Source organism: Clostridium muellerianum (assembly GCF_012926525.1).
GTDB classification, from domain to species: Bacteria; Bacillota; Clostridia; order Clostridiales; family Clostridiaceae; genus Clostridium_AM; species Clostridium_AM muellerianum.
In genome coordinates, this window is the sequence record NZ_JABBNI010000004.1 from 21,615 (window position 1) to 48,573 (window position 26,959).

Sequence of the window (26,959 nt, forward strand, 5' to 3'; positions counted from 1 at the left end):
AGATACTACAATATAAACTGTAATAAGAATAGTAGTATATACACGGAAATGAATAGGAAGAAATCGCCCCACATAAGTAGCTATTACACAAATCATACTTGATATAAAATATGCTTTTTTATCAATACTTTTTTTGTAAATAACAAGCTTGTAAAAATAATTATAAATGATTCAGGAACAGTTCTAAAAAAAAATTCTAAAACAGATATTTTTAACATACGAACACATTCTCCTTTTTGATACAACTTATTGTAATTAATATATATTTTATACATTAAAGTAATATTTATCCTATTGCATACTACTATTATACATAATAATTTTTTTATATGCAAATAAAGCTATGAAATTAAGATATTAATCTACATTTCATAGCTTTATTCACTTCAAGATACCCTACAAACCTTTCAAATCACTATTTACTTAAATATTCATGAATAGCCTTAGCAGCTTTTTTTCCAGCTCCCATAGCAAGTATAACTGTTGCAGCTCCTGTTACAGCATCTCCACCAGCATATACTGCTTCTCTTGAAGTTAAACCAGTTTCTTCTTGTGCTACTATACATTTTCTCTTATTAATTTCTAATCCTTCAGTAGTTGAAGATATTAATGGATTTGGTGATGTTCCAAGAGACATTATTACAGTATCTACTTCCATTACAAACTCTGAATTTGCAATTTCTACTGGTCTTCTTCTTCCTGATGCATCTGGTTCTCCAAGTTCCATCTTCACACATTTCATTCCTTTAACCCAGCCATTTTCATCTCCTACTATTTCTACTGGATTCGTAAGAAGATCGAAAATTATGCCTTCTTCTTTTGCATGATGTACTTCTTCTACTCTAGCTGGAAGTTCTGATTCTGATCTTCTATAAACTATGTGTACTTCTGCTCCTAATCTTAATGCTGTTCTTGCAGCATCCATAGCAACATTTCCTCCACCTACTACAGCAACTTTTTTACCTGCTTTTATAGGTGTATCATAATCTTCTTTAAATGCTTTCATTAAGTTATTTCTTGTTAAAAATTCATTTGCTGAGAATACTCCATTTAAATTTTCTCCTGGGATTCCCATGAATTTTGGTAGTCCTGCACCTGAACCTATGAATACAGCATCAAATCCTTCTTCATTTACAAGTTCATCTATAGTTACAGTTCTTCCTACAATTACGTTAGTTTCTATTCTAACGCCTAACTTTTTAACATTTTCTACTTCATGTTTAACTACAGTTTCTTTTGGAAGTCTGAATTCTGGAATTCCATAAACTAAAACTCCACCTGCCTCATGTAAAGCTTCAAATATAGTTACATCATGACCTAATTTAGCTAAATCACCTGCACAAGTAAGTCCTGCTGGACCACTTCCTATAACTGCAACTTTTTTACCAGTACTAGATTGCTTTTCTGATAAATCTACATTGTTTTCTCTTGAGAAGTCTGCTACAAATCTTTCAAGTTTTCCTATAGATACAGCTTCTCCCTTTATTCCAAGCACACATTTTCCTTCGCATTGGCTTTCTTGAGGACATACTCTTCCACAGACCGCAGGAAGTGCACTGGATTTAGCTATAACTTTAGCAGCCTCCTCAAGTTCTCCTTTTTTAACATGTTCTATAAAACCAGGTATATCTATTGATACTGGACACTGTGACACACACATAGGTTTTTTACAATTTAAACATCTCTCAGCTTCTTTTACAGCTTCTTCTTTATTATATCCTAAACAAACTTCTTCGAAATTTGCAGCTCTTACTTTTGGTTCTTGTTCTCTTACTGGTACTTTTTTCATTCTATCATTACTCATTATTTGTTGCCTCCTTTACAGCTGCAAGTGTGTCCTTCTTCTTTTTCTTTTGCAATAAGCTTTCTACCTTCTTCACTCTTATAAAGAGTTTGTCTTCTCATAGCTTCATCAAAATTAACTAAATGGCCATCAAATTCTGGACCATCTACACAAGTAAATTTGACTTCATCTCCTACACTAACTCTGCAAGCTCCACACATTCCTGTACCGTCTACCATTAACATATTTAGACTTACTATAGTTTTAATACCATATTCAGCTGTAAGTTTGCATACGAATTTCATCATAATCATTGGTCCTATAGCAACAACCTCATCAAACTTATTTCCACCATCTATAAGTTCTTTTAAAAGATTTGTTACAAGACCCTTATAGCCTGCTGATCCATCATCTGTACAAATATGTACATTAGCTCCAATGGATTCCATTTCTTTTACATATAATAAATGATCCTTTGTTTTTCCACCAATAATTACATCTACTTCTACACCTTTAGCTCTTAACCATTTAACTTGTGGATATACTGGTGCTGAACCTACTCCACCCGCTACAAACATAATTCTTTTTTTCTTTAAAGTTTCTAAATCTTCATGTACGAATTCTGATGGCTGACCTAGTGGGCCTACGAAATCTGCTAAGTATTCTCCAGAACGCATGTCATACAACTTATTAGTTGAACTTCCTACTGCTTGAATTACTATAGTTACTGTCCCTTTCTCTTCATCATAATCCGCAATTGTTAAAGGTATTCTTTCTCCCTTTTCATCAATTCTAATTATAATAAATTGTCCTGGTTTAGCTGATTTTGCAACTCTTGGTGCTTCTATTTCCATTAGAAAAATATTTGGTGCCAGTTCTTTTCTTTCTACGATTTTATACATTTTTTACCCCCATATTTAAATTTTGCATTAGTAAAGCCAAAAATATTGTCCTTAAATAAATTCTATTAAAAAAATCCCAAAAATGCAATGAAATTATTCCACTTTTGAGATTTAATTTATTACTCATTCTAGATATCTTTAATTTTGCTACACTCGTAATTAAAAGTTAACTTTATCTCCAGTAAATGTGCACTGGAATAACTTCTTCATTTCTTCTTCAGTTATAGATCTTGGATTTGATCCAGTACATGCATCTAATATTGCATTATGCGCTATAAAATCTAAGTTTGCATTAAAGTCTTCTTCTGTTACACCATATTCTTTTAATGTTAGTGGTATATCCATTTTCTTGTTCATTTCTTGTATCATAGAAGTTAATGAATCTACTAATTCATCATCAGTATTTCCTGCTAAACCTAAAGTTTTAGCTATAGTTGCATATCTATCTTTGCATGCTTTCTTATTAAAATCTATTACATAAGGAAGGAATATTGCATTTGCACATCCATGAGGAATATGGAATACTGCACCTGTTTTATGTGCCATACTATGAGTAATTCCAAGTAATGCATTTGAGAATGCCATTCCTGCTAAACATTGAGCTATATGCATTTCGTCTCTTGCTTCTTTATCTCCATCATATGATTTTAATAAACTATCCTTTACCATAACTATAGCTTGCATTGCAAGAGGATCTGAGAAATATGATCTTAATCCTGCTACATAAGCTTCTATTGCATGAGTTAAAGCATCCATACCTGTATGAGCAGTTAATTTTGCAGGCATTGTTTGTGCAAGAGCTGGATCTATTATAGCTACATCTGGTGTTAAATTAAAATCAGCCAAAGGATATTTTATTTTAGCTTTATAATCAGTTATAACTGAGAAAGCAGTAACTTCTGTAGCTGTTCCACTTGTAGATGGTATAGCAACAAATTTAGCTTTTTGTCTTAAATCTGGTATTCCAAAAGGAACAACTGCTTGCTCAAAAGTAAATTCTGGGTATTCATAGAATATCCACATAGCTTTAGCAGCATCTATTGGTGATCCTCCACCTATGGATACTATCCAATCAGGCTCAAAATCTCTCATAATTTCTGCACCCTTCATAACAGTTTCAACTGATGGATCTGGCTCAACACCTTCTATTAATTTTATTTCCATTCCTGCTTCTTTTAAATATTCTTCAACCTTATCTAGGAAACCAAATTTTTTCATTGATCCCCCACCAACAACAATTATAGCTTTCTTACCTTTTAAAGTTTTTAAAGTTTCTAAAGTATTTTCTCCGAAATAAATATCTCTTGGTAATGTAAATCTTGACATTTTTATTCCTCCTAAACTATAGTCTACTTAAAAATTTTAATACCTATGAATTTGTTTACATTAATATTATTAGCAAAACTTATGCCAATTATCAAATCGCCATTTTATAATATTTTAACAAAGTTTAATCTCAAAAGCGAGATTTTTTTATCTCACTTTTGAGATTATGGTTATATTTTTCACAATTTGAGAGGAATAATCTTACATTTTACTTTATAGAATATTTTTTTACCTTTCTATATATGGTAGCTCTACTTATATTAAGCATATGTGCTGCTTTTATTAAATCGCCATTTGCCTGATTTACAGCATTTCTTATATTTTCTGCTTCCATTTTTTCCATAGACATAATTTCTTTTTGACTGTCTGTGATTATAGTTTTTGTTTTAACAATGTGACCATATAAAAATTCCTCAGTTATGTTATCAACTTCACACAAATAATAGGAACGTTCTACAACATTTCTAAGTTCTCTAACATTTCCTGGCCATTCATACCTTTTTATACACTCTAAATATTTTTCACTTAGAGTTTTGTGATCATTTGAACTTTTTAAATTTAATCTATAAACAAAATATTCTGCCAAGGTTTGTATATCTTCAATTCTCTCCTTTAAAGCTATAGTTTTGACATTCATTACATTTAGTCTATAATATAAATCTTCTCTAAAATTCTTATTTTCTATTTCCTGTCGTAAGTTTCTATTAGTAGCTGCTATAACCCTTACATTTAATATTTTCTCATAGGTTCCACCTAATCTTGTAATTTTATTATTATCAAGTACTCTTAAAAGCTTAGATTGCATATCTAAAGGTAATTCCCCAATTTCGTCCAAGAATATAGTTCCTCTATTGGCTAACTCAAATTTTCCTGGATGACCTTCTTTTGTTGCCCCTGTAAACGCACCCTTTTCATATCCAAAAAGTTCACTCTCCATAAGTTCCTTTGGCAGTGAAGCACAATTAACCGCCACAAATGGACCACTGCTTCTGTTACTATAGTTATGCATTGATTGTGCAAAAAGTTCCTTTCCAGTTCCACTAGGGCCTTCAATTAAAACATTACAACTAGTTAAAGCAGCTCTTTTAGCAAATTCTATAGTCTTTTTCATCTCTTCATTTTTAGTTATTATATCCTCAAATTTATAAGATGCATTAAATCCTGCTATAGTATTTGCTACCTTATGCATATAACCTTCACTATTAAATGTTATTACAGTCCCTTTAATTTTTTCACCTATAACAACAGGAAATGCATTTACGCTACACTTTATTCTTCTATTTTTTACATAGAAGTTACAATCTAAATTATGATACTTTTTATCTACTTTTAATGTATTTTTAATAAAATCTATATTTTTTAATAAAGATTTTATATTTGTATTAAGTATTTCATCTGTAGAAACACCTAATATTTTTGAAGCCATTCTATTAGTACTTTTTATTTTTAAATCTTCATCTAAAACTAACATACCTTCAGACATTGACTCAAAAATTACATTTAAAACTTTATTTGATTTTATTAATGTAAGTTGCTTTTCTATGGAGTGAGCTCCTGATACCACAATAGCTGTAGTATGCGAATGTGCTTTCGAATAATTTCCTGACATATTTATACTGCCTATTATATTTCCATCTTCATTATGTATAGGAGCTGCAGAACATGTAAATGAATGATTTTTTTCATAATAATGTTCTGCACCTATTATTTGCACAGGTTTATCGAGATAAATGGCTGTTCCTATAGCATTTGTCCCCATAGCTTCTTCTGACCATGAAGTTCCAATTACAAAATTTGAATTTTCAATTTTAATAAGTTCCTCATCGCCTATTATATCAATAATATATCCTTCTTTATCTGTTAATATTATTACAAACCCAGATCCTTCAACTATATTATATAGGTTTTCCATTATAGGACGAGATACATCTATAAGTTCTTTATTTTCTTTTAATTTTAAATTCAGCTGACTTTTTGAGGCTATTTTAATATTTCCATTTATATAATCTATTCCATTTTTTCTACATCTCATCCAAGACTCTCTAACTATAGAATTTAAATTTTTATTACACTTTTCAACTTTTATAAATTCATTCCAGTACCCTTTTACATATTCTATACTATGTTTCACCAAATCACCCCAAAACACTAATGTTCTTTTACCTCTCTTTTCCTATAAAGCAAAGGGCTAACATTCCTCTTCCGCAGTGAGAAGCCATCCCAAGACCTAACTCACTTAAAATAACATTTTTAGTCTTAAACTGATTCTCTATAACTTTTTTCAAAGCTCGAGCATCTTCTAAACAGTCTCCATGTGCTATACCTATTAATTGTTCAGACGGATTTTCACACTGCTCTTTTAATTTTTCTATTAAATATTTAATAGCTCTTTTTCTTCCCCTTATACTATCAACATTTTTTAAAGTTCCATCTTCTGTTATGCAAATTATCGGTTTTATATCAAGTAAAGTTCCTATTGCAGCCTTTGATACAGATATTCTTCCTCCTCTTTTTAAATGTTTTAGATCTTCTACAACAAACCAATGATTAACTTTTGTTTTAGTATTTTCAATCCAATTTATAATATCTTCTTTCAAAAAATTTTCCTTTATCATCTTATAAGCATTATATACTAAAATCCCCTGACCTATAGAAGAACATCTGGTATCTATTAATGTTATATCAGCATCCTTATATTCTTCCATAATAATTTCTCTTGCTAATTTTGCACTATTAAATGTTCCACTTAATCCAGATGACATACCTATATATATTATAGGCACTTTTTGCTTTAGTAATTCCTTAAACTTCTCCACAAATCTGAATTCATTTATTTGAGATGTGGAAGGCATTTCTCCCTCTTTTAAACCTTTATAAAATTCTTCTCTACCTAACGATTTTCCAAAATCATCTTCATATTCTTTCCCTTTAAAACAACATGTAAGTCCAAGAAAGGGAACTTCATTTTCATCGATAAAATCTGGTGGTAGATCACAGCTAGCATCTGTCATTATTATAAGTTTCATTGTTATCCCCCATCCTAAATTAATAATAAATTTGTTATTAATTTATATGATACTTACAATTATGATATCAATAAATTTTCTAAATATCAATGCAGTAAAAAAGTATGAAAAATTAAAATACTCTTCATACTTTTAAAATTATTTTTAAGTTTTAACTATAAGTTTTTAAAACACTATCTAAAATTTCTACAGTCTTATCTATATCTTCATTTTCTACATTAAGGGGGGGAAGTAATCTTATAACATCTTTTCCTGCAGTAACAACTAAAAGCTTATTTTTAAAACAGCTTTTACTAAATTCTTTTACATCTACTTTCAGTTTTATTCCAATTAAAAGACCCATTCCCTTTATTTCTTCTATTATAGAGTATTTCTTCTTAAGGACTTCTAATTTAGATATTATATAACTGCTTTTCTCATCTACTTTATTTACTACCCCCTCATCTACTAATTCCTCTAAAATTTTCAAGCTAACTGCTGAAGCTAAAGGATTTCCACCAAATGTACTACCATGATCTCCCCTTTCAAATACAGATGCTTTTTTATTAACCATTGCAGCTCCTATAGGAAATCCACCGCCAAGAGCTTTTGCCATACATACAACATCAGGTACAACCTCGAATTTTTCATATGCAAACAAAGTCCCAAGTCTTCCTATTCCACATTGCACTTCATCAAATATAAGTAATGCATCATTTTCTTCGCATAGTTTTTTTACACCCTTAAGATATTCTACTGAAGCTACATTTATTCCGCCCTCACCTTGAATTGGCTCAATTATAACAGCACATACATTTTTATCTATTTTGTCTTCTAAATCTTTTATATTATTAAATTTTACACTTTTGGTGCCGCCAATTAGTGGTTTAAAATCCTCCTGATACTTTTTCTGTCCTGTTATGGATAATGCCCCCATAGTTCTTCCATGAAAAGAATCTTCCATATATATAATTACATTTTTACTTTCTCCACCATGAACTTTACCATATTTTCTAGCAATTTTTACTCCTACTTCTATAGCTTCAGTACCACTATTGCAAAAGAAAACTGAATCATGTTCACTTAAAGAGCATAGTTTTTCTGCAAGTTCTATAGACTTTCTATTCCAGTAATAATTAGATATATGCATTACTTTCTTACTTTGTTCCTCAATGGCTTTTATTATACTAGGATGGCTGTGTCCAAGACAATTTACAGCTACTCCTGAAACAAAATCTATATATTCTATTCCATCGTTATCATATAACTTACATCCTATTCCTTTTTCAAAACTTACATCAAACCTACCATAAGTGTTCATTATATTACTTTCTGACATTGATTTATTCCTCCATTTAATGTGATTTTAGTTCCTTTACCTGATATTATATCTAAAATTAGGCCATGATTTTTTCTACCATCCACAAGATGAATGCTTTTCGTACCTTTTTCAATTGCTTCTATGCAGCATTCCATTTTAGGAATCATACCGCCATTTATGACGCCTTCATCTATATACTTTTTTATTTCTCCAGATGATATGTGTTTCAAAATATTATCTTTATCATTTATATCTGTATAAACGCCTTCTACATCTGTAAGTATTATAAGCTTTTCTGCTTTAAGTGCAGAACTTATAAATGAAGCTGCATAATCTGCATTTATATTATATTTATTCCCATAAGAATCACATCCAATAGGAGCTACAACAGCCACTCTTCCCTTTTCGATTATATTGCTTAGAAAGTTTTTATTTATACCTACAACTTTTCCTACAAATCCTATATCTATTTTTTCGCCATTATTATATAGGTACTTTTTCTTTGCTTTTATTAAATTACTATCCCTTCCACTTAATCCTATAGCACTAATTCCATACTTACTTAAATTAGCTGATATATCTTTATTTATATGACCAGATAGTACCATTTCTACTACATCCATAACTTTTTCATCAGTAACTCTAAGACCATTTACAAATTTGGTATCCATTCCTGTCATATGTATCCACTTTGATATCTCTGGTCCACCACCATGAACAATAACTACATTTATACCAAGGAGTTTCATATAAACTATATCTTCTATAAATGCTTTTGCAGCATTTTTATTTTTCATAATACTTCCACCATATTTTATTACAAAAGTCTTACCCACAAACTTTTTCATGTATGGTAAAGGATCTATATCTAGTGAAATAATTTCTTCTACATTTATCATGTACTCCACCAACCTTCAAATTTTATATGAATAATTATACTATGATTTTTATTAATATTCAATATTTTATTTTATTTTTATTGAATAAATATTTTATTTTGTGTATAATTACTTTATTCAAAATTTGTTACACAAGGAGTGGTTAAAATGATTAAAGTAGGTATAATAGGATCTACAGGTTATGCTGGGCAACAGCTTGTATGGCTATTACAGAATCATCCTTCCATTGAAATAGTTTTTTTATGTTCTCATAGTTATGAAAATACACTATATAAAGATATTTATAAAAACTTTAATGGTTTTATAGATGATTTATGTATAAATATTCACGAGGCTGAATATAAATTAAATTGTATAAATATGCTATTTTTAGCTCTCCCTCATGGCAAATCCTTTAATATAACAAAAAAAGCTTTAGAAAAAGGTGTAAAAGTAATTGATTTAGGAGCAGATTTTAGAATTAATTCAGAGAATATTTATGAACAGTGGTATAAAGTTAAACATACCTCCCCTGAACTTTTAAAAGAATCCGTTTATGGGCTTACTGAATTAAATAGAAACCATATAAAAAAAGCTTCCTTGATTGCAAACCCTGGATGTTATCCAACAGCTAGCATATTAGCTCTAGCTCCTCTTTTAAAATTAAATTTAGTAGATAAGAGTTCTATAATTATAGATGCTAAATCAGGAATATCTGGAGCTGGTAGAAATGCTTCAATAGGAAATATTTTTGCAGAATGTAATGAATCAATTAAAGCCTATTCTGTAGGTGAACATAGGCACACACCTGAAATAGAACAGGAACTAGGACTCATATGTAATGATAATATAACCCTAACATTTACTCCTCATTTAGTTCCTATGAATAGAGGAATTTTATCAGTATGCTACAGCAAATTAATTTGTAAAAAATCGCAAGAAGAAATATATAAAATATATAAAGATTTTTATAAAAATGAATTCTTTATAAAAATTACAGATACTATGCCAGAAACTAGATGGGTTAAGGGATCTAACTTGTGTCATATAGGTATAAGATTGGACGAACGAACTGGAAGGGTCATTATAGCTTCCTGCATAGATAATCTCATAAAAGGTGCTGCAGGTCAGGCTGTTCAAAATATGAATTTAATGTTTAATTTAGATGAAAAAACAGGCCTTGATTTTCCTGCAATGATGCCATAAAATTTAATCTACAATAATAAGCATATTGTAGCACAATATGCTTATTATTAATCTTTATCCATAAATTATTTTTTTATTTTCATCACAAATAACTTTAACATTTTTTCCATCTAAATTAGTATTTAGCACTACCTTATGTTTCCATAAGTCTACAATATATTTAACTGTTTCTATTGCATACTTAAGCTGCAGTTCTCTTCCATCAAAAACATGTTCAAGGGTTAGTGCCTTATCTAGCTTTGACATATCAGTAACTCTTATATATGGAATTGATCCCATTCCACAAGAATCACTTAATACATTTCTTATATTTTTCCATCCATCTTCATCAGATATTTCATCAATAATATATTTTTTTTCTTTTTTAATGTATTTGAATAAATTTAATTTTGTACAAAGTTCTTTAGTTAAATATCTTCTAATAAAAGATTCATCCCTTTCAATAGATCTTACTTCAAAAATTTTACTAATATCATACTTTTCTACTAAATCATTATAAATTTGAAATCCAAGAAAATAAGGATTTATACTTCCTTCAAGAGGAACTACTACATCATTATGCCTTTTTATAAATTCCATATATAGATTTTGAGGCAAATCAAGTTTCTTCAAAATATTATAGTGCCAAAAACTAGCCCAACCTTCATTCATAATTTTTGTTTCCATTTGAGGTATAAAATATTGGGTTTCATTTCTTACTATTTCTATAATATTTCTTTGCCACTCTACAAGATCTCCATATTTTGATATAAATCCTAGTATATCTTCTGTAGGTTCTTGAGGTATTTTTTCTATATCAGGAGGATCTGGTTTCACCCTAGGTACTATAATACTTTCATTTACCTCCATATTTTTATAGTCTTCTATTTTTCTTCTCCTTATTTCTTCGTCATCTAAACATTTAACTCCTGTAGACCTATTTGTTTGAAATTTTAATGCATGAGCTGCATTAAGCATCTTTTCTACTTCTATATATCCTATACTAGGATCATTTATATATGCCCTAATAATATCCGCATGATTTTTAAACATTTCTACTGTATATTCTGCATTAGTAGCCTCTTTAAATAATCTATTATTCTTAAAAAAATCGTTATGTCCATATACATGAGCTATTGTTAGTATTTGAAGTAGCAGCGTATTATCCTTCATTAAATATGCAATACATGGATTGGAGTTTATAACCATCTCATAAGGCAACCCTGTAAGATTATAATTATATAAAGTCCTTAATCTTTCATAAGCTTTGCCAAAACTCCAGTGAGGATACATAGATGGCATACCAACATACACTTCATATGCAAGCATATCGTTATAATTTATAATTTCAAATTCCTGGGGATAATAATCAAGACCTAATTCTTGAACCTTTTTTTCTATAATATCATCCCATTTTTCTAGATCTGTAACCGTATATTCCAAAGTTTCACCCCCTTATTGATATTCATTTTTAATATCTGCACTAAGCATTTCCCTAAGGGCATCCCACATATCTTCTTTTCTTTTCATGGCTACAGATACAAAATTATTTTTATTAACTTCAACTGTATATCTCTTTTTAATAGCACTTGTATATCCATATGCCATAATTTCTGCATATCCAAACAGATTACATACATCACACAATTCATTTGCAGCTTTTACAGCCCTGTCATTATCTTCACTCCAGTTGTCTCCATCGCTTACATGAAATGAATATATATTCCAAAAATCAGGATTATACTTTTCCTTTATAATTTCCAAAGCTTTATTATAACCGCTAGATATATATGTGCCTCCAGATTCTACCTTATGAAAAAATTCATCTTCTGTAACTACTTTTGCAGATGTAGAATGTGCTATAAAAACCACCTCTACACTGGAATATTTCATTTTAACAAACTGGTACAGCATAAAAAAAAAGGAACGGGCCAAATACTTTTTATTCTGATCCATAGAAGCAGAGGTATCCATTATGCACATAACTACCGCATTATATTCCTTTTTCTTAGTAGGCTTAACCTTATAATATCTTAAATCATCTTCTTTAAATGGAAATCTTCCTTTAATTTCACCATCTTCCAACTTAAACTCATTTTCTGCTTCAACGTTTTTGTATCTTTCTGATAAAGCCTTTTTCATACCTTGTTTTCTTTTTAGCTTTTCAATTACAGTTTTTTTCTTAGCCAGTCTTGGTGGGATTCCACTTTTTTGATATCCACACTTTTTTCTTGATCCTTCTGATATTATTTCAGAAAATCTTCTTTTATTTAAATTAGGTAAGTTTAAATCTTGAAATACATATTCCATTATCTCCTCAATGGTTATCTCTGTTTCATATATATCTTCGCCTTCACTATTACCTGCCCCTTTGTTTCCACCACCTTTGGCATCCTTTTCTTTTCCTATAACATCTCCTCTTTTTTCAGTACCATCACCACTTCCAACTCCTGGCACATTTTTACCGTATATAAACTGATATTCTTTAAGTCCTTTTATAGGTATTTTAATTTTTTTATTCTTAGTCTGACCAATAATACTTTCTTCTGATAATATGTCTACTAAATTTTTCTTTATAGAATCTTCTACAAGTTCTCTATGCCTTCTTTTGTCTTCAGCAACTCTATCATGTCCTATAGGATTAAATTCTCTAAATATGCCCATAGTGCCATCAATCCTTCCATAGATTATTAGCTGCATATTTGAGTATTACGTCACAGCAGTGGTCACAATATCCATTCTTCTTCATTTCTTCTACCATTGAATTATATTTCTTATCTTGTTCCTTATTTCTAACCTTTGACTTAGTAACAATACGAGACATCTCTCTTACAGAAGAAGTTATTTTCTTTTCTACAGCTTCTTTTAAAGGCTCATAAGAAGTATAATCTATTTTTTCTCCTTTTCTTATCATATAGAACATATATGATGTTACATCAGATCTAAATCCTTTAGCAGAACCTTCTGATATTCCTATTTGTTCCTCAATAGACCTCATGAATTTTTCATCAGCTTCTAATTGTTCTCCTGTAGACTTATCTTTAATTTTAGTCTTATTTACATATGCTTCTGCATGATCTAAATAGTTATTAAATAAGCTTTCTGCTTGCTCTCTAAAGCTTTGAATAAATGCCTTAGTTATTTCTTTTTCAAGGATCTTATTATATTCTTTTCTCATAGTATCTTGAACAAATGCTAAATATTTTCTCTTTATATCATCAGCTATATCTAAATCCTTTACTGATTTTATTATATTTTCCATAACACTTAGAGGATTTATGCAGTCATATTCAGAATCAGAAAGAGCATTATCTATAGCTTTAATTATAAATCTTGTAGATATACCCTCCATACCTTCTCCAAGCCCTGCTTCTTCTCTAAGTTCAGTGATATCTATCTTTTTGGTAGTACCTTTTTCAACTATTTCTTCACCATTATATATTTTTAACTTTGTAAGAGTATCTACTTTATTAGATGGCATAAGCCTTGTAAGTATCGCAAACATAGCAGCCATTTCAATAGTATGAGGTGCTATATGAGCTTTAAAATTACTTTTCTTTAATATTTTTTCATATATTTTAGTTTCTTCATTTAACTCTAAGCAATATGGAACTTCCACTTTTACAATTCTATCTAATATAGCTTCATTTGTATGATCTGATTTAAATTTATTCCATTCTGCTTCATTGGAATGGGCAATAATTACTCCATCAAAATAGATCATTGATCCTTTTCCTGGAGATGGTATTGATTTTTCCTGAGTGGCTGTTATTATAGTATGCAAATACTCTACATCATTTTTAAATACCTCTATAAATTCAACCATTCCTCTATTTCCTACGTCAAAAGCTCCATTTAGTGAAAATATACGAGGATCATCTTCTGGATACAAATCCATCTTAGATATATCTACGGACCCCACCAGTACAGATGTATCTTGGTTATTAGGATCAACAGGAGGTACTACCCCCACTCCTTTTCTAGACCTTATAGAAAATTCAGTTTTAACTACTGGGAACTTCTCATATTCGCCTTTAAATTCTTCTTTTAATCTATACCTGCATACAGGACATAAATCTCCTTCTATTTTAACCCCCAACATCTCTTCAAAATCTTTTCTTAAATGCTTAGGAATAAGATGAAGAGGTTCTTCCCTCATAGGACATCCTTTCAATGCATATATAGGTTCACTTGCTTCTATAGCTTTTTTAAATGCATCTACTATAGAAGACTTTCCTGATCCTACTGGACCAACTAAATAAAGTACTTGCCTTGATTCTTCACCTTCCATAGCTGCTGAATAAAAGTAACTAGCTATTTTCATCAAGGTTTTATCTATGCCGAAAAACTCATTTTTAAAAAAGCCGTAGCTTTTAATAGTTTCATTACCATATATTTTTCTTATTCTTAAGTTTTCCTCTGGTTTCAAAACTTCTACACCAAACTTGTTTATAATATCGTATATTCTTTTATGAGCAAGTTTAGCTGCATCAGGATTTTTCTTTAAAATTTCAAGATAATCTAAAAAATTCCCCTGAAACTCTTCTTTTTTTCTTTTTTCTCTATCATTTTCTATTAATTCTTTAAAATTCATTATATAACCTCCATAAAAAGTAATAACAAATACATATTGTATATCTTCTAAGGAAATATCTTTGTAGTATTTATATTAGTTTTTTAAAGATTTTAGAACAAAGCTATACACTCTTACTAGTAACTATAAGCAAAGAACATAAAATACATAGTAGTATTTGAGCTAAAAGTAAAAAAATACGAAAAATCAGAGATGCATGTCCAAAAAAATATAAAAAAAGAACCAGTATTAAGTACAAATACTAGTTCAGTCTATTATATGAGTAAAAAAAGTTTACTTTCATAGTATTAACTAGAAATAAAAAAGTATACATTTTTATTTTACAATTTAAAAATAATGTGACACAAGTAACCGAAGAAACGTTAAGCTGTATTACGGCTGATATATTTTAAGTTATTTAGTTTAATCATAACTTAAGGCGCAGCCTGAAGTAATAGATTCATTTTCAGTTTTGAATCTATGTGTTATATGGTGCCTTATTTTGATTATTTTCAGCACTCGCAATTCTATTATACCAAGAGAAATACTTTTGCTTTATGTGTTTATTCTGAAGGCTTCCGCCTAAGGTTTTAAGAGCTAAATTATAAAGTTATCAATACTAATATATACAACTGAAGTTACTAGTTTTGATTTTAACTTTTACGTAGGGATATAGAATAAGCGTTTACTCACATTAGCTAAATTGTTTTCTATTAGTCTTAGCGAGAAGTTAAAGAAAGCCTTAGAACTTTAGCCTTGTTTGAGGGAACCGAGTTTGGCAAAGTTCTTAGGGTTTCTTTAACTTTGAGCTTAGACTAATTGAAAACATTTAGCAATGAGTAAACGCTTATCCTATATCTCGTAGTAAAAGTTAAAATCAAAACTTTCACTACACTTTACGTCGCATTATGCTTTTATTAACTATCCACTATCAGTTACTTGAAGTACTGTACTCCTGCTTCAAATAATTTTTGATCTTTGCTGCCTGGTATATTTTTAAATACATTGTCACCCTTTCTTTCTGAGTGACCCATTTTGCCAAGTACTCTTCCATCAGGGCTTGTTATACCTTCTATAGCATATACTGAACCATTTTGATTAAATCTTATATCATAAGTAGCATTTCCTTCATAATCTACATATTGAGTTGCTACTTGACCATTTTCTATAAGTCTCTTTAATGTTGTTTCATCAGCAACAAATCTACCTTCACCATGTGAAACTGCAATTGAATGTACATCTCCTACATTAACATTACTAAACCATGGTGATAAATTTGATGTTATTTTAGTATTTACTATATGAGATACGTGACGTCCTATTTTATTATAGGTAAGTGTTGGATAGCTTCTATCTATATCTCTTATTTCACCAAAAGGTACTAAGCCTAATTTTATCAAAGCCTGGAATCCATTGCATATACCTAACATCAATCCATCTCTATTATTTAAAAGTTCCATAACAGCTTCTTTTATTTTAGGATTTCTAAATACTGTTGCTATAAATTTACCAGAACCATCTGGTTCATCACCTGCACTAAATCCTCCTGGAAGCATTACTATTTGAGAAGCTTTTATTGCTTTTTCCATATAATCTATAGATTTTTCTATATCTTTTCCACTTAAATTTTTAAGCACCATAACTTCTACATCAGCACCAGCTTTTTTAAATGCTCTAGCTGAATCATATTCACAGTTTGTTCCTGGAAATACTGGTATAAATACCTTTGGTTTTGCCACCTTTATTGATGGTGTTTTTACATTTTTAGTTTTGAATTCTATATTCTTTATATCAGCATTTATTTCTTTTGTCTTTGTTGGGAATATACTTTCTAAAGAACCTTCCCAAGCTTTATAAATCTCTTCTATGTCTAATTTCAAATCAGCTGCATATATTGAAGGTTCTTCTATTGTTTCTCCAATTACCTTATATTCAATTCCTGCTAATTCTTTATTTAGATCTAAGTCTTTAGAAACTTCTATTACAATAGAACCATACATTGGTGCAAATAATTCTTTTTCTGTAACATTAATTAATTTAACACCTATTCTATTTCCAAAACTCATTTTACTTACAACTTCACATATACCACCATTTTTAACTGTCATAGCCGAGAATACTTCTTGTTTTTCTGTCATAGAAGTTACAGCTTTTAAATTTTTCTTTAATACATCAAAGTTTGGAAGATCATATTCATCTCTAGTCATAGGAACTATAACTATATTGCTTCCTGACTTTTTAAACTCTGATGAGATTACCTTATCCGTATTTACTACATTAACTGCAAATGATACAAGTGTTGGTGGTACATCCATGTCCTTAAAGCTTCCTGACATACTGTCCTTTCCACCTATAGCTGCAATGCCTAATTGTCTTTGTGCATACAAAGCACCCATTAATGCTGCAAATGGCTTACCCCATCTTGAAGCATCTTTTCCTAGTCTTTCAAAATACTCTTGGAAAGTAAGTCTTATCTTAGATGCATCTCCACCACAAGCAACTATCTTTGCTGCAGATTCTACTACTGCATATACTGCACCATGGAACGGACTCCATGTAGAAATTTCAGGATTATATCCAAAGGTCATAATTGTTCCTGTTTTAGTTTCTTTATTTAATACTGGAAGTTTTGCTGCCATACCTTCAGCTGGAGTATCTTGATATTTTCCTCCAAAAGGCATAAGCACTGTACCAGCACCAATAGTACTATCAAATCTTTCTATTAAACCTTTTTGACTACATACATTTAAGTCTTTTAATGTATCAATCCACTGCTCTCTTAAATCAGTTATATTTCTATCTATATTAAAGTAATTCTTATCTTCCTTAGGAGCTTTCACAGAAACTTCTATCTTCTGTCTTACACCATTAGTATCTAAAAATTCCCTACTCATATCTACTATAGGTGTTCCCTTCCAGTACATCTTCAATCTTTTATCTGAAGTTACATCTGCCACTTTTACAGCTTCTAAGTTCTCATCTTCTGCATACTTTATAAATTTCTCTGCATCTTCCTTGGAAACTACCACAGCCATACGTTCTTGAGATTCTGATATAGAAAGTTCTGTTCCATCAAGTCCTTCATATTTTTTAGGAACTAAATCTAGATTTATATTTAATCCATCTGTAAGCTCTCCTATAGCAACAGATACTCCACCTGCACCAAAGTCATTACATCTTTTTATCATAGTGCTTACTTCTTCTTTTCTAAACAATCTTTGAATTTTTCTTTCAGTTGGAGCATTACCTTTTTGAACTTCTGAACCACAAGTTAAAATAGAGCTTTCTGTATGCTTTTTAGAAGAACCTGTAGCACCACCACAGCCATCTCTTCCTGTTCTTCCTCCAACTAGGATAACTACGTCGGAAGGTATTGGAGCTTCTCTCCTAACATTTTTCATTGGAGCTGCACCAATAACTGCTCCTATTTCCATTCTCTTTGCTACATAGCCTTCATTATATATTTCAGCTACTTGACCTGTAGCAAGACCTATTTGATTTCCATAAGAACTATATCCATGCGCTGCTGATCTTGTTATTTTCTTTTGAGGAAGCTTTCCAGCTAAAGTATCTTTTATTGGAGTTCTTGGATCTGCACTTCCTGTAACTCTCATAGCTTGATATACATATGATCTACCTGAAAGTGGATCTCTTATAGCGCCACCAAGACAAGTTGCTGCTCCTCCAAAAGGTTCAATTTCTGTAGGATGGTTATGAGTTTCATTTTTGAACATAACAAGCCATTTTTCTTTTTTTCCATCTATATCAGCATCTACTACTATGCTGCAAGCATTTATTTCTTCTGATTGATCTAAATCATCTAAAAGTCCATTTTTTCTAAGCTCTTTCATACCTATAATAGCTATGTCCATAAGACAAACTGGTTTATCTTTATCACCATATAAATCTTTTCTAACAGATAAATAGTCTTTGTATACATCCTTTATAGGCTTAGTTAAATGAGCTTCTTCTATGTCTACTTTGGTAAGCTCTGTCATAAAAGTAGTATGTCTGCAGTGATCTGACCAATATGTGTCTATAACCTTTATTTCAGTAATAGTTGGATTTCTCTTTTCTGTATCTCTAAAATATTTTTGACAGAATTTTAAATCTTCAACGCTCATTGCAAGACCTTTTTCTTCTACAAAAGTCTTAACTTTTTCATCATCCATTTCTATAAAGCCATCTAGTACCTCAACAGAATCTGGAACTTCAACTTCCATTTCTAAAGTTTCTGGTTTTTCTAAAGAAGCCTCTCTTGAATCCACGTTATTTATGCAATAATTTTTTATTTTTCCAAACTCTTCATCAGATATATTTCCACTTACTATATATACCTTTGCAGATAAAATAGTTGGTTTTTCACTTTGAGTAAGTATTTGAACACATTGAGAAGCTGAATCAGCTCTTTGATCATATTGTCCTGGTAAATATTCAACAGCAAAAACCTTGTCTCTTTCATCAACTTCTATTTTATCTTCATAAACTATATCAACAGTTCTCTCCGAAAAAATAGTATGCTTTGATTTTTCAAATTCTTCTTCAGATATTCCTTCTATATCATAACGATTAATTAATCTAATTCCTTCTAACCCATTAATATTTAAACTTTCTCTTAAATCTTCTAATGTTTTTTGGGCTTCTACATCAAATCCTGCTCTTTTTTCCACAAATATCCTCTTAACACAATTTGCCATCTTTATCCCCCTTGTCTTATATAAAAAAATTTACGAACATTTTATATTAATTTTAATTTATCATTCGCTTAAATTATATCACAAATATATAAAAATACAAATATTAAATAAAAATTTATATTAAAAATCTTCACATATCCGAACTTTGTGTTTGATTTTACAAAGTATAATTCGTATTTTTCTTCTTAAAAGTATAATTCTCATACTAAATATAATTAAATTTCTAATTACTGTACTGGTTAATTTATACTTGTAAGCTATCCTAATGATATTAAATTAAAAAACTTAGTGCCGTTATAATATAAACAGCAAGAAGCTGTATTCCTTCTAACCAATTTGATTCTCCATCACTAGCTACCCTGTTAACTATAAGTACAGAAACTATAATTGACACTAATTCAAACTTATTAAATACTATACTCATAGGTTTAAATAATAAACTTAAAAACACAAGAACTGGAGCTACAAATAATATTATTTGCAAACTGGAACCTACAGCTATTTCAATGGCAACATCCATTTTATTTTTTACTGCCATAATTATAGCAGTACTATGTTCAGCTGCATTTCCTATTATAGGAATTATAATTATACCTACAAATATTTTGCTAAGCGAAAGACTTTCCGTCATTGGTTCTACAGAACCAACTAAAAATTCACTTTCTAATGCAATAATTAGGGTACATATTACCAAAACCAGTATAGATTTTTTTAATCCCCATATTGCCTCTGTACTTTCTTCATGATCTGATCCATACAAATCTTTATGAGTATAAAAGGAAAAATACAATCCCAATAAGTATATTATAAACATGGATAGAGCTATGGAAATACTTAACCACTGATATTTATTAGCAATTAATTCTGTATCCATTGTATATGTAAATATAGCTGGTATACTTAGTCCTATAACTGCAAACAACAACATACTTGAAGAAACTTCTATTACTTTCCTATTAAACTTCTGTATTTTATACTTTAATCCACCAAAAAACATGCTTGCCCCAAGTACTAGCAGAATATTTCCTATAACAGATCCTGCAATAGACGCTTTAACTACATCAAAGAGCCCTTCCTTCAACGCAAAAAATGATATGATAAGCTCTGTGGCATTTCCAAATGTAGCATTTAAAAAACCACCTACCCTTGGTCCTGAATATACAGATATTTCTTCTGTAGCTTTTCCCATAAACCATGCTAATGGTATTATAGAAATAGAAGAAAGTATAAAAATCCATACAGAATCTAATTTCATAAATTCAGCTACTATACTAATAGGAATAAATACTAAAAAAAATCTTAAAAAACCCATTACCATGCTCCTTTAAGTATTCAATATAAACATTCTCAAATTATGTTTTACTATATTATTAAATTTTATGTATTAGTCACATGAAAGAAAATAACCAAACAAAGATGCTAGTCTATTTTGTGTCAGATAAGGAAGCAGGTTCTTCTGACGCAGTATGACGCAAAATAAACCAACATACTGACTAGTTATTTTCTTTCATGCGTCTTACCATAATTCTCTCAAATTAACTTAAATAAAGAGATTTCTTATTTTTACCCTTAGCATTGTAAACGAGTTTATATTATAGTAAAATTTGATAGTAATAACTATAAAAAATAAATTAAAATATATATATTGTAACTTAGGAGGTTTATATGCAAGAAGAACATACAAAAATAAATGAACTTGCCTGGAATCAAATGGCTTATGATGCTTGGGTTTATCGTTTTGGAACTCCTTCAGAAGCTTCGAAAAAAATATTGGCAGACCCCATTTCACGATTAGGTCTACTAAGCGAGTATTTTATAAATGTTAAAGATAAAAAAATAGCAAATTTATTAGGCTCACATGGTACTAAAGCCATATCCTTATCCTTAATGGGGGCAGCTGTTACCGTTGTAGATTTTTCTTATGAAAATTCAAGATATGCTTTAGATTTAGCTAGAGCTTGTAATACAAATATAAAGTATATAGTTTCAGATGTATTAAATATTCCTGATGAGGAGTTTACCGAAGATTATGATATAGTTTTTTGTGAGCTTGGAATACTTCATTATTTCACAGACCTGAACCCATTTTTCCATGTTGCTTCAAAACTTCTAAAAAAAGGTGGGCTTTTTATGATTGAAGATTTTCATCCTATATCTACAAAGCTTATTACAAGCAGAGGAAAAAAGCATAAGGTTACTGGTGACTACTTTAGTACATCTATAGAAGAAACTGATGTAGCTTACATGAAATTTGTACCTGGAACAGAAACCCTTACAGCAGAAGAAAAAAGTGGTTTTCAAAAAGCTCACTTAAGGAAATGGACTATAGGCGAAATTATAACATCTATTGCTAATAATAATTTGTATATAAAAACATTTCAAGAAAGTGAAGGACCTAAACCAGAAGATAAAGGTATTCCAAAATTATTTACCATAGTTGCTGAAAAAATGTAAAAGGAGATAATGTATGAAAAAAGGAGATAAAATAGCTGCTATATTAATAGTAACTTTAATTATAATAAGTGTTATTTCTGTTTTTTTATATAAGCAGCATATAAAAGGCTCTCATCGCATAGCTACCATAAAACAAAACGGTAAAATAATTAAAACTATAGATTTAAATGCTATAAAAGAAAATCAAGAAATAAAGATAACTTATGATGGTAACCACTATAATATTGTAGAAATAGTTTCTGATAAAATACGAATTAAAGATGCAGATTGTCCTGATAAAATTTGTGTTAAAAATGGATGGATATCTGAGCCAGGTCAAAGCTCTGTATGTCTTCCTCATAAATTGATCATTAGCATACAAGGTAAAAACTCTAAATTTGACCAAATAACAAGTTAATGAAGGTGTAATAATGAACAAAACACGGAAAATGGTATTCTTAAGTTTTTTAGCAAGTATTGCCTTGGTAATATATATAGTAGAAGCTCAAATACCAGTTCTTTTTCCTGGAATAAAATTAGGCCTTGCTAACATCGTATCCCTTGCTGCCTTAATACTGATGGGTTGGAAAGAAGCTCTACTTATAATGTTTTTAAGAACTCTTTTAGGTTCAATGTTTGGTGGTTCTATGTCAGCATTTATGTTCAGCATAGCTGGTGGAATATTAAGCAATGTTGTAATGATACTTCTTTATAAATATTTTAAGGATTCTATAAGTTTATGGACTATAAGTATATGTGGTGCTATATTTCATAATATCGGTCAGCTATTTGTAGCTTCCATAGTTGTAAAAGATTTTAGAATATACTTATATCTTCCAATTCTTTTAGTATCTGCAGTAATAACGGGATACTTTATAGGAATTTGCGCGAAACTTTTAACCAAACACATAAACAAAATTCCTATGTTTAAAAACATTTAGATTTAATAAACACTTTAAAAATAATGCTGCACAACTAACCGAAGAAATGTTAATCTCTTCATTAAATTAGAACATATTTTATAAATCATTTATTTTTTAAGTAGCAGATTATTTACTACATCAAAATTTACTATTGTTCATTTGATTATAGTTTTAAATAGTACTTATTATAACATAATCCACAAAATATAACATTCAATATATATTAACTCCCCATTTTTGAAATCTTTTAGAATCAAGAATTTATATATTTTGAAATTAACTTTATTATATTAGAATTACAACAGTTACTACACAACTTTTTAGGTGGAGGTAGCTTTGAATATATGGTGTATAAAAGCTTTTGAGAGAATTTAGGAGCTGTTAAGCAGTGAACCAAAATCTATGATTTTGTGTGAATCGCTTACTCCTCTGACATAAGGAAGAGGCGTTTCCTTTTAAAAAATCTCGTAATTTGAATCAAGACGAGACATTTGAGCGGGTAGGGGTTTTTTGAATTTTAGGCATTAGAGCTCCTTAATAAACGGTCAGCTTTTTTACACCATATATTCAATGCGGACTCCACCTAAAAAGTTGTGTCGCAATATGCTTAAATTGTAACTTTGCACTTTTCTAAATTATTATCTCTGTACCTGTTTTAATATACTGAATTTTATCACCTAAGACTTCCTTTAACTTTTTATATGCTTTTTCCCCTGTACAGTGTCCTGTATATACTTTTTCTACATTTGAAGCAATAATTTCATTTACAAGTGTATCAATTTGACTCCTAGATGCAGTTAATGATTTTATTATAGGAATTTTAACTAAATGAAAACCACCTATAACAGCTTTGATATTTGAATCTTTAAAATTATCTTTGGCAGTTTTTATCATATTAGCAGTACCATTATGAGAACAACCTGTGAATATACATATACCGTCCCGTTCTTTAATAACCATAATTAGCTCATGGTGAAATTCATCTCTGATTAACTTAGTTTCTTTTTTAACAAACAGATATTTATTTCCTTCGGGAATTTCATAATGCTTATGTATATCTGTAATAATGTATATATCCTTCATTACTTCCGTAAAATTTTTCATATACTGAATTCTATAAGAATACTCTTCAAATAGCTTACTACTAACACTAACATTTTTATTAAACAACTTATAATGAAAATAGAACTCCCTAGAAGCTTCTATTTTCATATATACTTTCGCTTTACTATTGATTTTAAAAAACGGTATTAATCCACCTCCATGATCTCCATGGCCATGTGAAAGCACTACAGCATCTATATTCTCTAGATTAATCCCTAACTTTTTTGCATTATAAATAAAATTGCCTGTCCTTCCCGTGTCAAAAAGTATATGCTTATTATCTTTTTCTATATAAAGGCACAGCCCCTTTTCATTAATTAAATTATTTGAATCATCTTTAATATTTTCTATAAGCGTAATTATTCTCATGAAATTACTCCTTCTAAAAATTTATATAGTGTAACCACCCTTAATAGGTTTTAATTTTAACTTTATTGTATATTAATGCTATTAAATTATAACATTTAAGTAATTACAGAAATAGCAACTAAATACAACTTATTACTATTACTCTATCACAATTTATCCTCATATGTTTATAAAAATAGTCATTTTTAATTACCTTTATATTTAAATTAATTTTATGAACACCATAAAAAAAGGTGAAAAACTCAATAAAGAGTTTTCCACCTTAAAAACAAATATTGTCTTGGAATAAAGTTATAAATACATTCTCACTAAATTAATCAATATGCTTATCGAATCTAGTTTGTTTACTTATCCTTATTCTCAACATTTGTTTTATTTTCAGTATTTGCTGCAATCTCCTGCTTAGCTGCCTCAACTACAGGCTTTACATCTCCAACTAGAGATTGAATAGCCTTTGTTGGACACTTAGCTATACAAGTAGGATTATCACATTTTTCAGCACAAATACTATGATTTACTACAGCTAAATTGTTTTCTATTACAATAGCTTCATGTGGACAATTTCTCTTACAAAGTCCACAGCCAAGACATCCTACAGTACATGCCTTACGTACTACTGCACCTTTATCTTTTGAATTACAATTAACAGTTACATGACTATTAATTGGACGCATTTCTATAACATGTTTAGGACAAACTGTTTCGCATTTTCCACAGCCTGTACATTTATTTTCATCTATAATTGGTAATCCATTTTCTCCTAAAATCATAGCATCAAATGGACAGTTTTTAACACATGTTCCGAATCCAAGACATCCATGTGAACAAACTTTAGGTCCTCCTTGTAGCAAGCTAGCTGCTACACAATCCTGTATTCCCTCATAATTATAACTTCTAGTAGCCTTATCAGAGCAACCTTTACATTTTACATGTGATACTCTTGGTTCTGTTTCTTCTGCAGCTTTACCAGTTAATTCTGCTACTTGTTTAGCTACTATATCTTTACCTGGAATACAAAGATTAGGTGGTACATCTGGATTACTAACAACTGCTTCAGCATAAGCCTTACAACCAGCATATCCACAAGAACCACATTGACCTTTTGGTAAAACATCTTCAACTATTTCAATAAGAGGATTTACTTCCATAGCAAACTTTTTATTAGCAAAAGCTAATACAAAACCAAATACTAAACCAACACAAGTCATTACAATTAAAACTATAATTGGAGTTTCCATAATTAATCCTCAGCTCCTTTCTATAAAGCAATCATGCCGGAAAAACCAAGGAACGACAATGCTAACATACCAGCTAAAATAAATGCTATGCCAAGTCCTTCCAAAGGCTTAGGTACATCTGCTAAAGCTAATTTTTCTCTTAAACTAGCCATTAAAATTATTGCTAGTGCAAAACCTACACCTGATCCCAAAGCATTTACTACGCTTTTTAAGAATCCAAAATTTGATTCTACATTTGTAACTGGAACACCAAGTACTATACAGTTCGTAGCAATAAGTAATAAATAAATTCCCCACATATTATATAATGCAGGTGCATGTTTTTTTATAATCATTTCCAAAAGCTGAACAAAACTTGCAATTAAAAGTACAAATACAATTGTTCTTAAGAAAGTTAACCCAAATGGTGCTAATACAAAATGATAAACTATCCATGCAAGTGCCGAACTCAACGTCAAAATAGAAGTAACCGCCATACCCATTCCTATAGAAGCATCAAGACTTTTAGAAACCCCAAAGAAAATACACAATCCTAAAAACCTTGTTAAAACATAGTTATTTACAAGGACAGCACTTACAAAAAGAGTTAAATATTCCATTATGCATTACCTCCTTCAGCTTGACGTTTAGCCATTTTTTCATTATGAATTTTAAATAGTGCAACTAAATATCCGATTAACATAAATGCACCAGGAGGTAAAATCATCATCAATATAGGCTTATACCAAGTACCTAAAATTTGAATTCCCATTATAGAGCCCATTCCAAAGAACTCACGAATTACTCCAATAATAAGCATTGCAATAGTAAAACCTACTCCCATTCCTAATCCATCAAGCATTGATGGAATCACCTTATTTTTAGAAGCAAAAACTTCTGCACGAGCTAAAATGATTGCAAAAACAACTACTAGGTCTAGATAGATACCTAATGCTTTAAACAACATTGGTGCATAAGCTTGTAATAATAATTCTACCACTGTAACAATAGTAGCTATAGAAGTAATATATACTGGTACACGCACCTTAGGGTTAACCCATTTTCTAGTGAAGGATACTGATATATTATTAGCAGTTATAACAAACATAACAGTAAGTCCCATAGTTAAAGCATTTTTTACTGTACTAGTTACTGCTAGTGAAGGACATAAACTAAGTGCAAGAACAAATATAGGGTTTTCCATAACTACGCCCTTTTTAAATATTTTCCACAAATCACCCAT

The 26,959-nt window shown here is 30.1% G+C and carries 20 protein-coding genes; 4 read left to right on the plus strand and 16 right to left on the minus strand.

Annotated features, from left to right (window positions below):
• Positions 1 to 415: 415 nt before the first annotated feature.
• From gltA to argB, 7 genes are all read right to left on the minus strand, one after another.
• Entirely contained in the window at positions 416 to 1,804 is a 1,389-nt protein-coding gene (gene gltA, locus HBE96_RS01120; RefSeq protein WP_169295929.1) for an NADPH-dependent glutamate synthase, read from the minus strand.
• Entirely contained in the window at positions 1,804 to 2,685 is an 882-nt protein-coding gene (locus HBE96_RS01125) for a sulfide/dihydroorotate dehydrogenase-like FAD/NAD-binding protein (RefSeq protein ID WP_169295930.1), read from the minus strand. Before HBE96_RS01125 ends, gltA begins: the two co-directional genes overlap by 1 nt.
• 159 nt (positions 2,686 to 2,844) lie before the next feature.
• Complete coding sequence (locus tag HBE96_RS01130; RefSeq protein ID WP_169295931.1) at positions 2,845 to 4,011, minus strand: iron-containing alcohol dehydrogenase; 1,167 nt, start codon at positions 4,009 to 4,011, stop codon at positions 2,845 to 2,847.
• Between the two features lie 208 nt (positions 4,012 to 4,219).
• The gene (locus HBE96_RS01135) at positions 4,220 to 6,142 is read right to left on the minus strand and encodes a sigma 54-interacting transcriptional regulator (protein WP_169295932.1); all 1,923 of its coding nucleotides are present in this window, start codon (positions 6,140 to 6,142) and stop codon (positions 4,220 to 4,222) included.
• Between the two features lie 28 nt (positions 6,143 to 6,170).
• The gene (locus tag HBE96_RS01140; RefSeq protein ID WP_169295933.1) at positions 6,171 to 7,037 is read right to left on the minus strand and encodes a DegV family protein; all 867 of its coding nucleotides are present in this window, start codon (positions 7,035 to 7,037) and stop codon (positions 6,171 to 6,173) included.
• A gap of 151 nt (positions 7,038 to 7,188) precedes the next feature.
• Positions 7,189 to 8,355: an aspartate aminotransferase family protein gene (locus HBE96_RS01145; RefSeq protein WP_169295934.1), complete on the minus strand. Its 1,167-nt coding sequence runs from the start codon at positions 8,353 to 8,355 to the stop codon at positions 7,189 to 7,191.
• A complete protein-coding gene (argB, locus tag HBE96_RS01150; protein ID WP_169295935.1) occupies positions 8,337 to 9,236 on the minus strand; it encodes an acetylglutamate kinase in 900 nt (299 codons plus the stop codon). Before argB ends, HBE96_RS01145 begins: the two co-directional genes overlap by 19 nt.
• A gap of 147 nt (positions 9,237 to 9,383) precedes the next feature.
• Between argB and argC the strand changes: the two genes are divergently transcribed.
• Positions 9,384 to 10,421: an N-acetyl-gamma-glutamyl-phosphate reductase gene (gene argC, locus HBE96_RS01155; RefSeq protein WP_169295936.1), complete on the plus strand. Its 1,038-nt coding sequence runs from the start codon at positions 9,384 to 9,386 to the stop codon at positions 10,419 to 10,421.
• A gap of 54 nt (positions 10,422 to 10,475) precedes the next feature.
• Here argC and HBE96_RS01160 read toward each other — a convergent pair whose 3' ends face one another.
• The 5 genes from HBE96_RS01160 to cax form a co-directional block, all read right to left on the minus strand.
• Complete coding sequence (locus tag HBE96_RS01160; RefSeq protein ID WP_169295937.1) at positions 10,476 to 11,843, minus strand: SpoVR family protein; 1,368 nt, start codon at positions 11,841 to 11,843, stop codon at positions 10,476 to 10,478.
• A 12-nt stretch (positions 11,844 to 11,855) separates the two neighbouring features.
• Positions 11,856 to 13,064, minus strand: a complete 1,209-nt coding sequence (yhbH, locus tag HBE96_RS01165; RefSeq protein ID WP_169296096.1) for a sporulation protein YhbH — start codon at positions 13,062 to 13,064, stop codon at positions 11,856 to 11,858.
• 7 nt (positions 13,065 to 13,071) lie between these two features.
• Complete coding sequence (locus tag HBE96_RS01170; RefSeq protein WP_169295938.1) at positions 13,072 to 14,994, minus strand: PrkA family serine protein kinase; 1,923 nt, start codon at positions 14,992 to 14,994, stop codon at positions 13,072 to 13,074.
• A gap of 914 nt (positions 14,995 to 15,908) precedes the next feature.
• Positions 15,909 to 19,670, minus strand: coding sequence for a phosphoribosylformylglycinamidine synthase (locus HBE96_RS01175; RefSeq protein ID WP_169295939.1), 3,762 nt, complete (start codon positions 19,668 to 19,670; stop codon positions 15,909 to 15,911).
• A 271-nt stretch (positions 19,671 to 19,941) separates the two neighbouring features.
• Positions 19,942 to 20,982, minus strand: coding sequence for a calcium/proton exchanger (gene cax / locus HBE96_RS01180; RefSeq protein WP_169295940.1), 1,041 nt, complete (start codon positions 20,980 to 20,982; stop codon positions 19,942 to 19,944).
• Positions 20,983 to 21,335: 353 nt separating this feature from the next.
• On the opposite strand from cax, the gene HBE96_RS01185 reads away from it, so the two are divergent.
• Genes HBE96_RS01185 through HBE96_RS01195 form a run of 3 tightly spaced genes read left to right on the plus strand, consistent with a single transcriptional unit; the run spans position 21,336 to position 23,044 of the window.
• Positions 21,336 to 22,124, plus strand: a complete 789-nt coding sequence (locus tag HBE96_RS01185; RefSeq protein WP_169295941.1) for a class I SAM-dependent methyltransferase — start codon at positions 21,336 to 21,338, stop codon at positions 22,122 to 22,124.
• A 13-nt stretch (positions 22,125 to 22,137) separates the two neighbouring features.
• Positions 22,138 to 22,521, plus strand: coding sequence for a NusG domain II-containing protein (locus HBE96_RS01190; protein ID WP_169295942.1), 384 nt, complete (start codon positions 22,138 to 22,140; stop codon positions 22,519 to 22,521).
• Between the two features lie 10 nt (positions 22,522 to 22,531).
• Positions 22,532 to 23,044, plus strand: a complete 513-nt coding sequence (locus HBE96_RS01195; protein ID WP_425350696.1) for a Gx transporter family protein — start codon at positions 22,532 to 22,534, stop codon at positions 23,042 to 23,044.
• A gap of 612 nt (positions 23,045 to 23,656) precedes the next feature.
• On the opposite strand, the gene HBE96_RS01200 is transcribed toward HBE96_RS01195, so the two are convergent.
• From HBE96_RS01200 to rsxE, 4 genes are all read right to left on the minus strand, one after another.
• Positions 23,657 to 24,499 (minus strand): MBL fold metallo-hydrolase, encoded by an 843-nt coding sequence (locus HBE96_RS01200; RefSeq protein ID WP_169295944.1) that lies wholly within the window; start codon positions 24,497 to 24,499, stop codon positions 23,657 to 23,659.
• 344 nt (positions 24,500 to 24,843) lie between these two features.
• Positions 24,844 to 25,737, minus strand: a complete 894-nt coding sequence (gene rnfB, locus HBE96_RS01205; protein WP_169295945.1) for an RnfABCDGE type electron transport complex subunit B — start codon at positions 25,735 to 25,737, stop codon at positions 24,844 to 24,846.
• Between the two features lie 20 nt (positions 25,738 to 25,757).
• Positions 25,758 to 26,336, minus strand: coding sequence for an electron transport complex protein RnfA (locus tag HBE96_RS01210; RefSeq protein WP_206154784.1), 579 nt, complete (start codon positions 26,334 to 26,336; stop codon positions 25,758 to 25,760).
• The gene (rsxE, locus tag HBE96_RS01215) at positions 26,336 to 26,959 is read right to left on the minus strand and encodes an electron transport complex subunit RsxE (RefSeq protein ID WP_169295946.1); all 624 of its coding nucleotides are present in this window, start codon (positions 26,957 to 26,959) and stop codon (positions 26,336 to 26,338) included. Before rsxE ends, HBE96_RS01210 begins: the two co-directional genes overlap by 1 nt.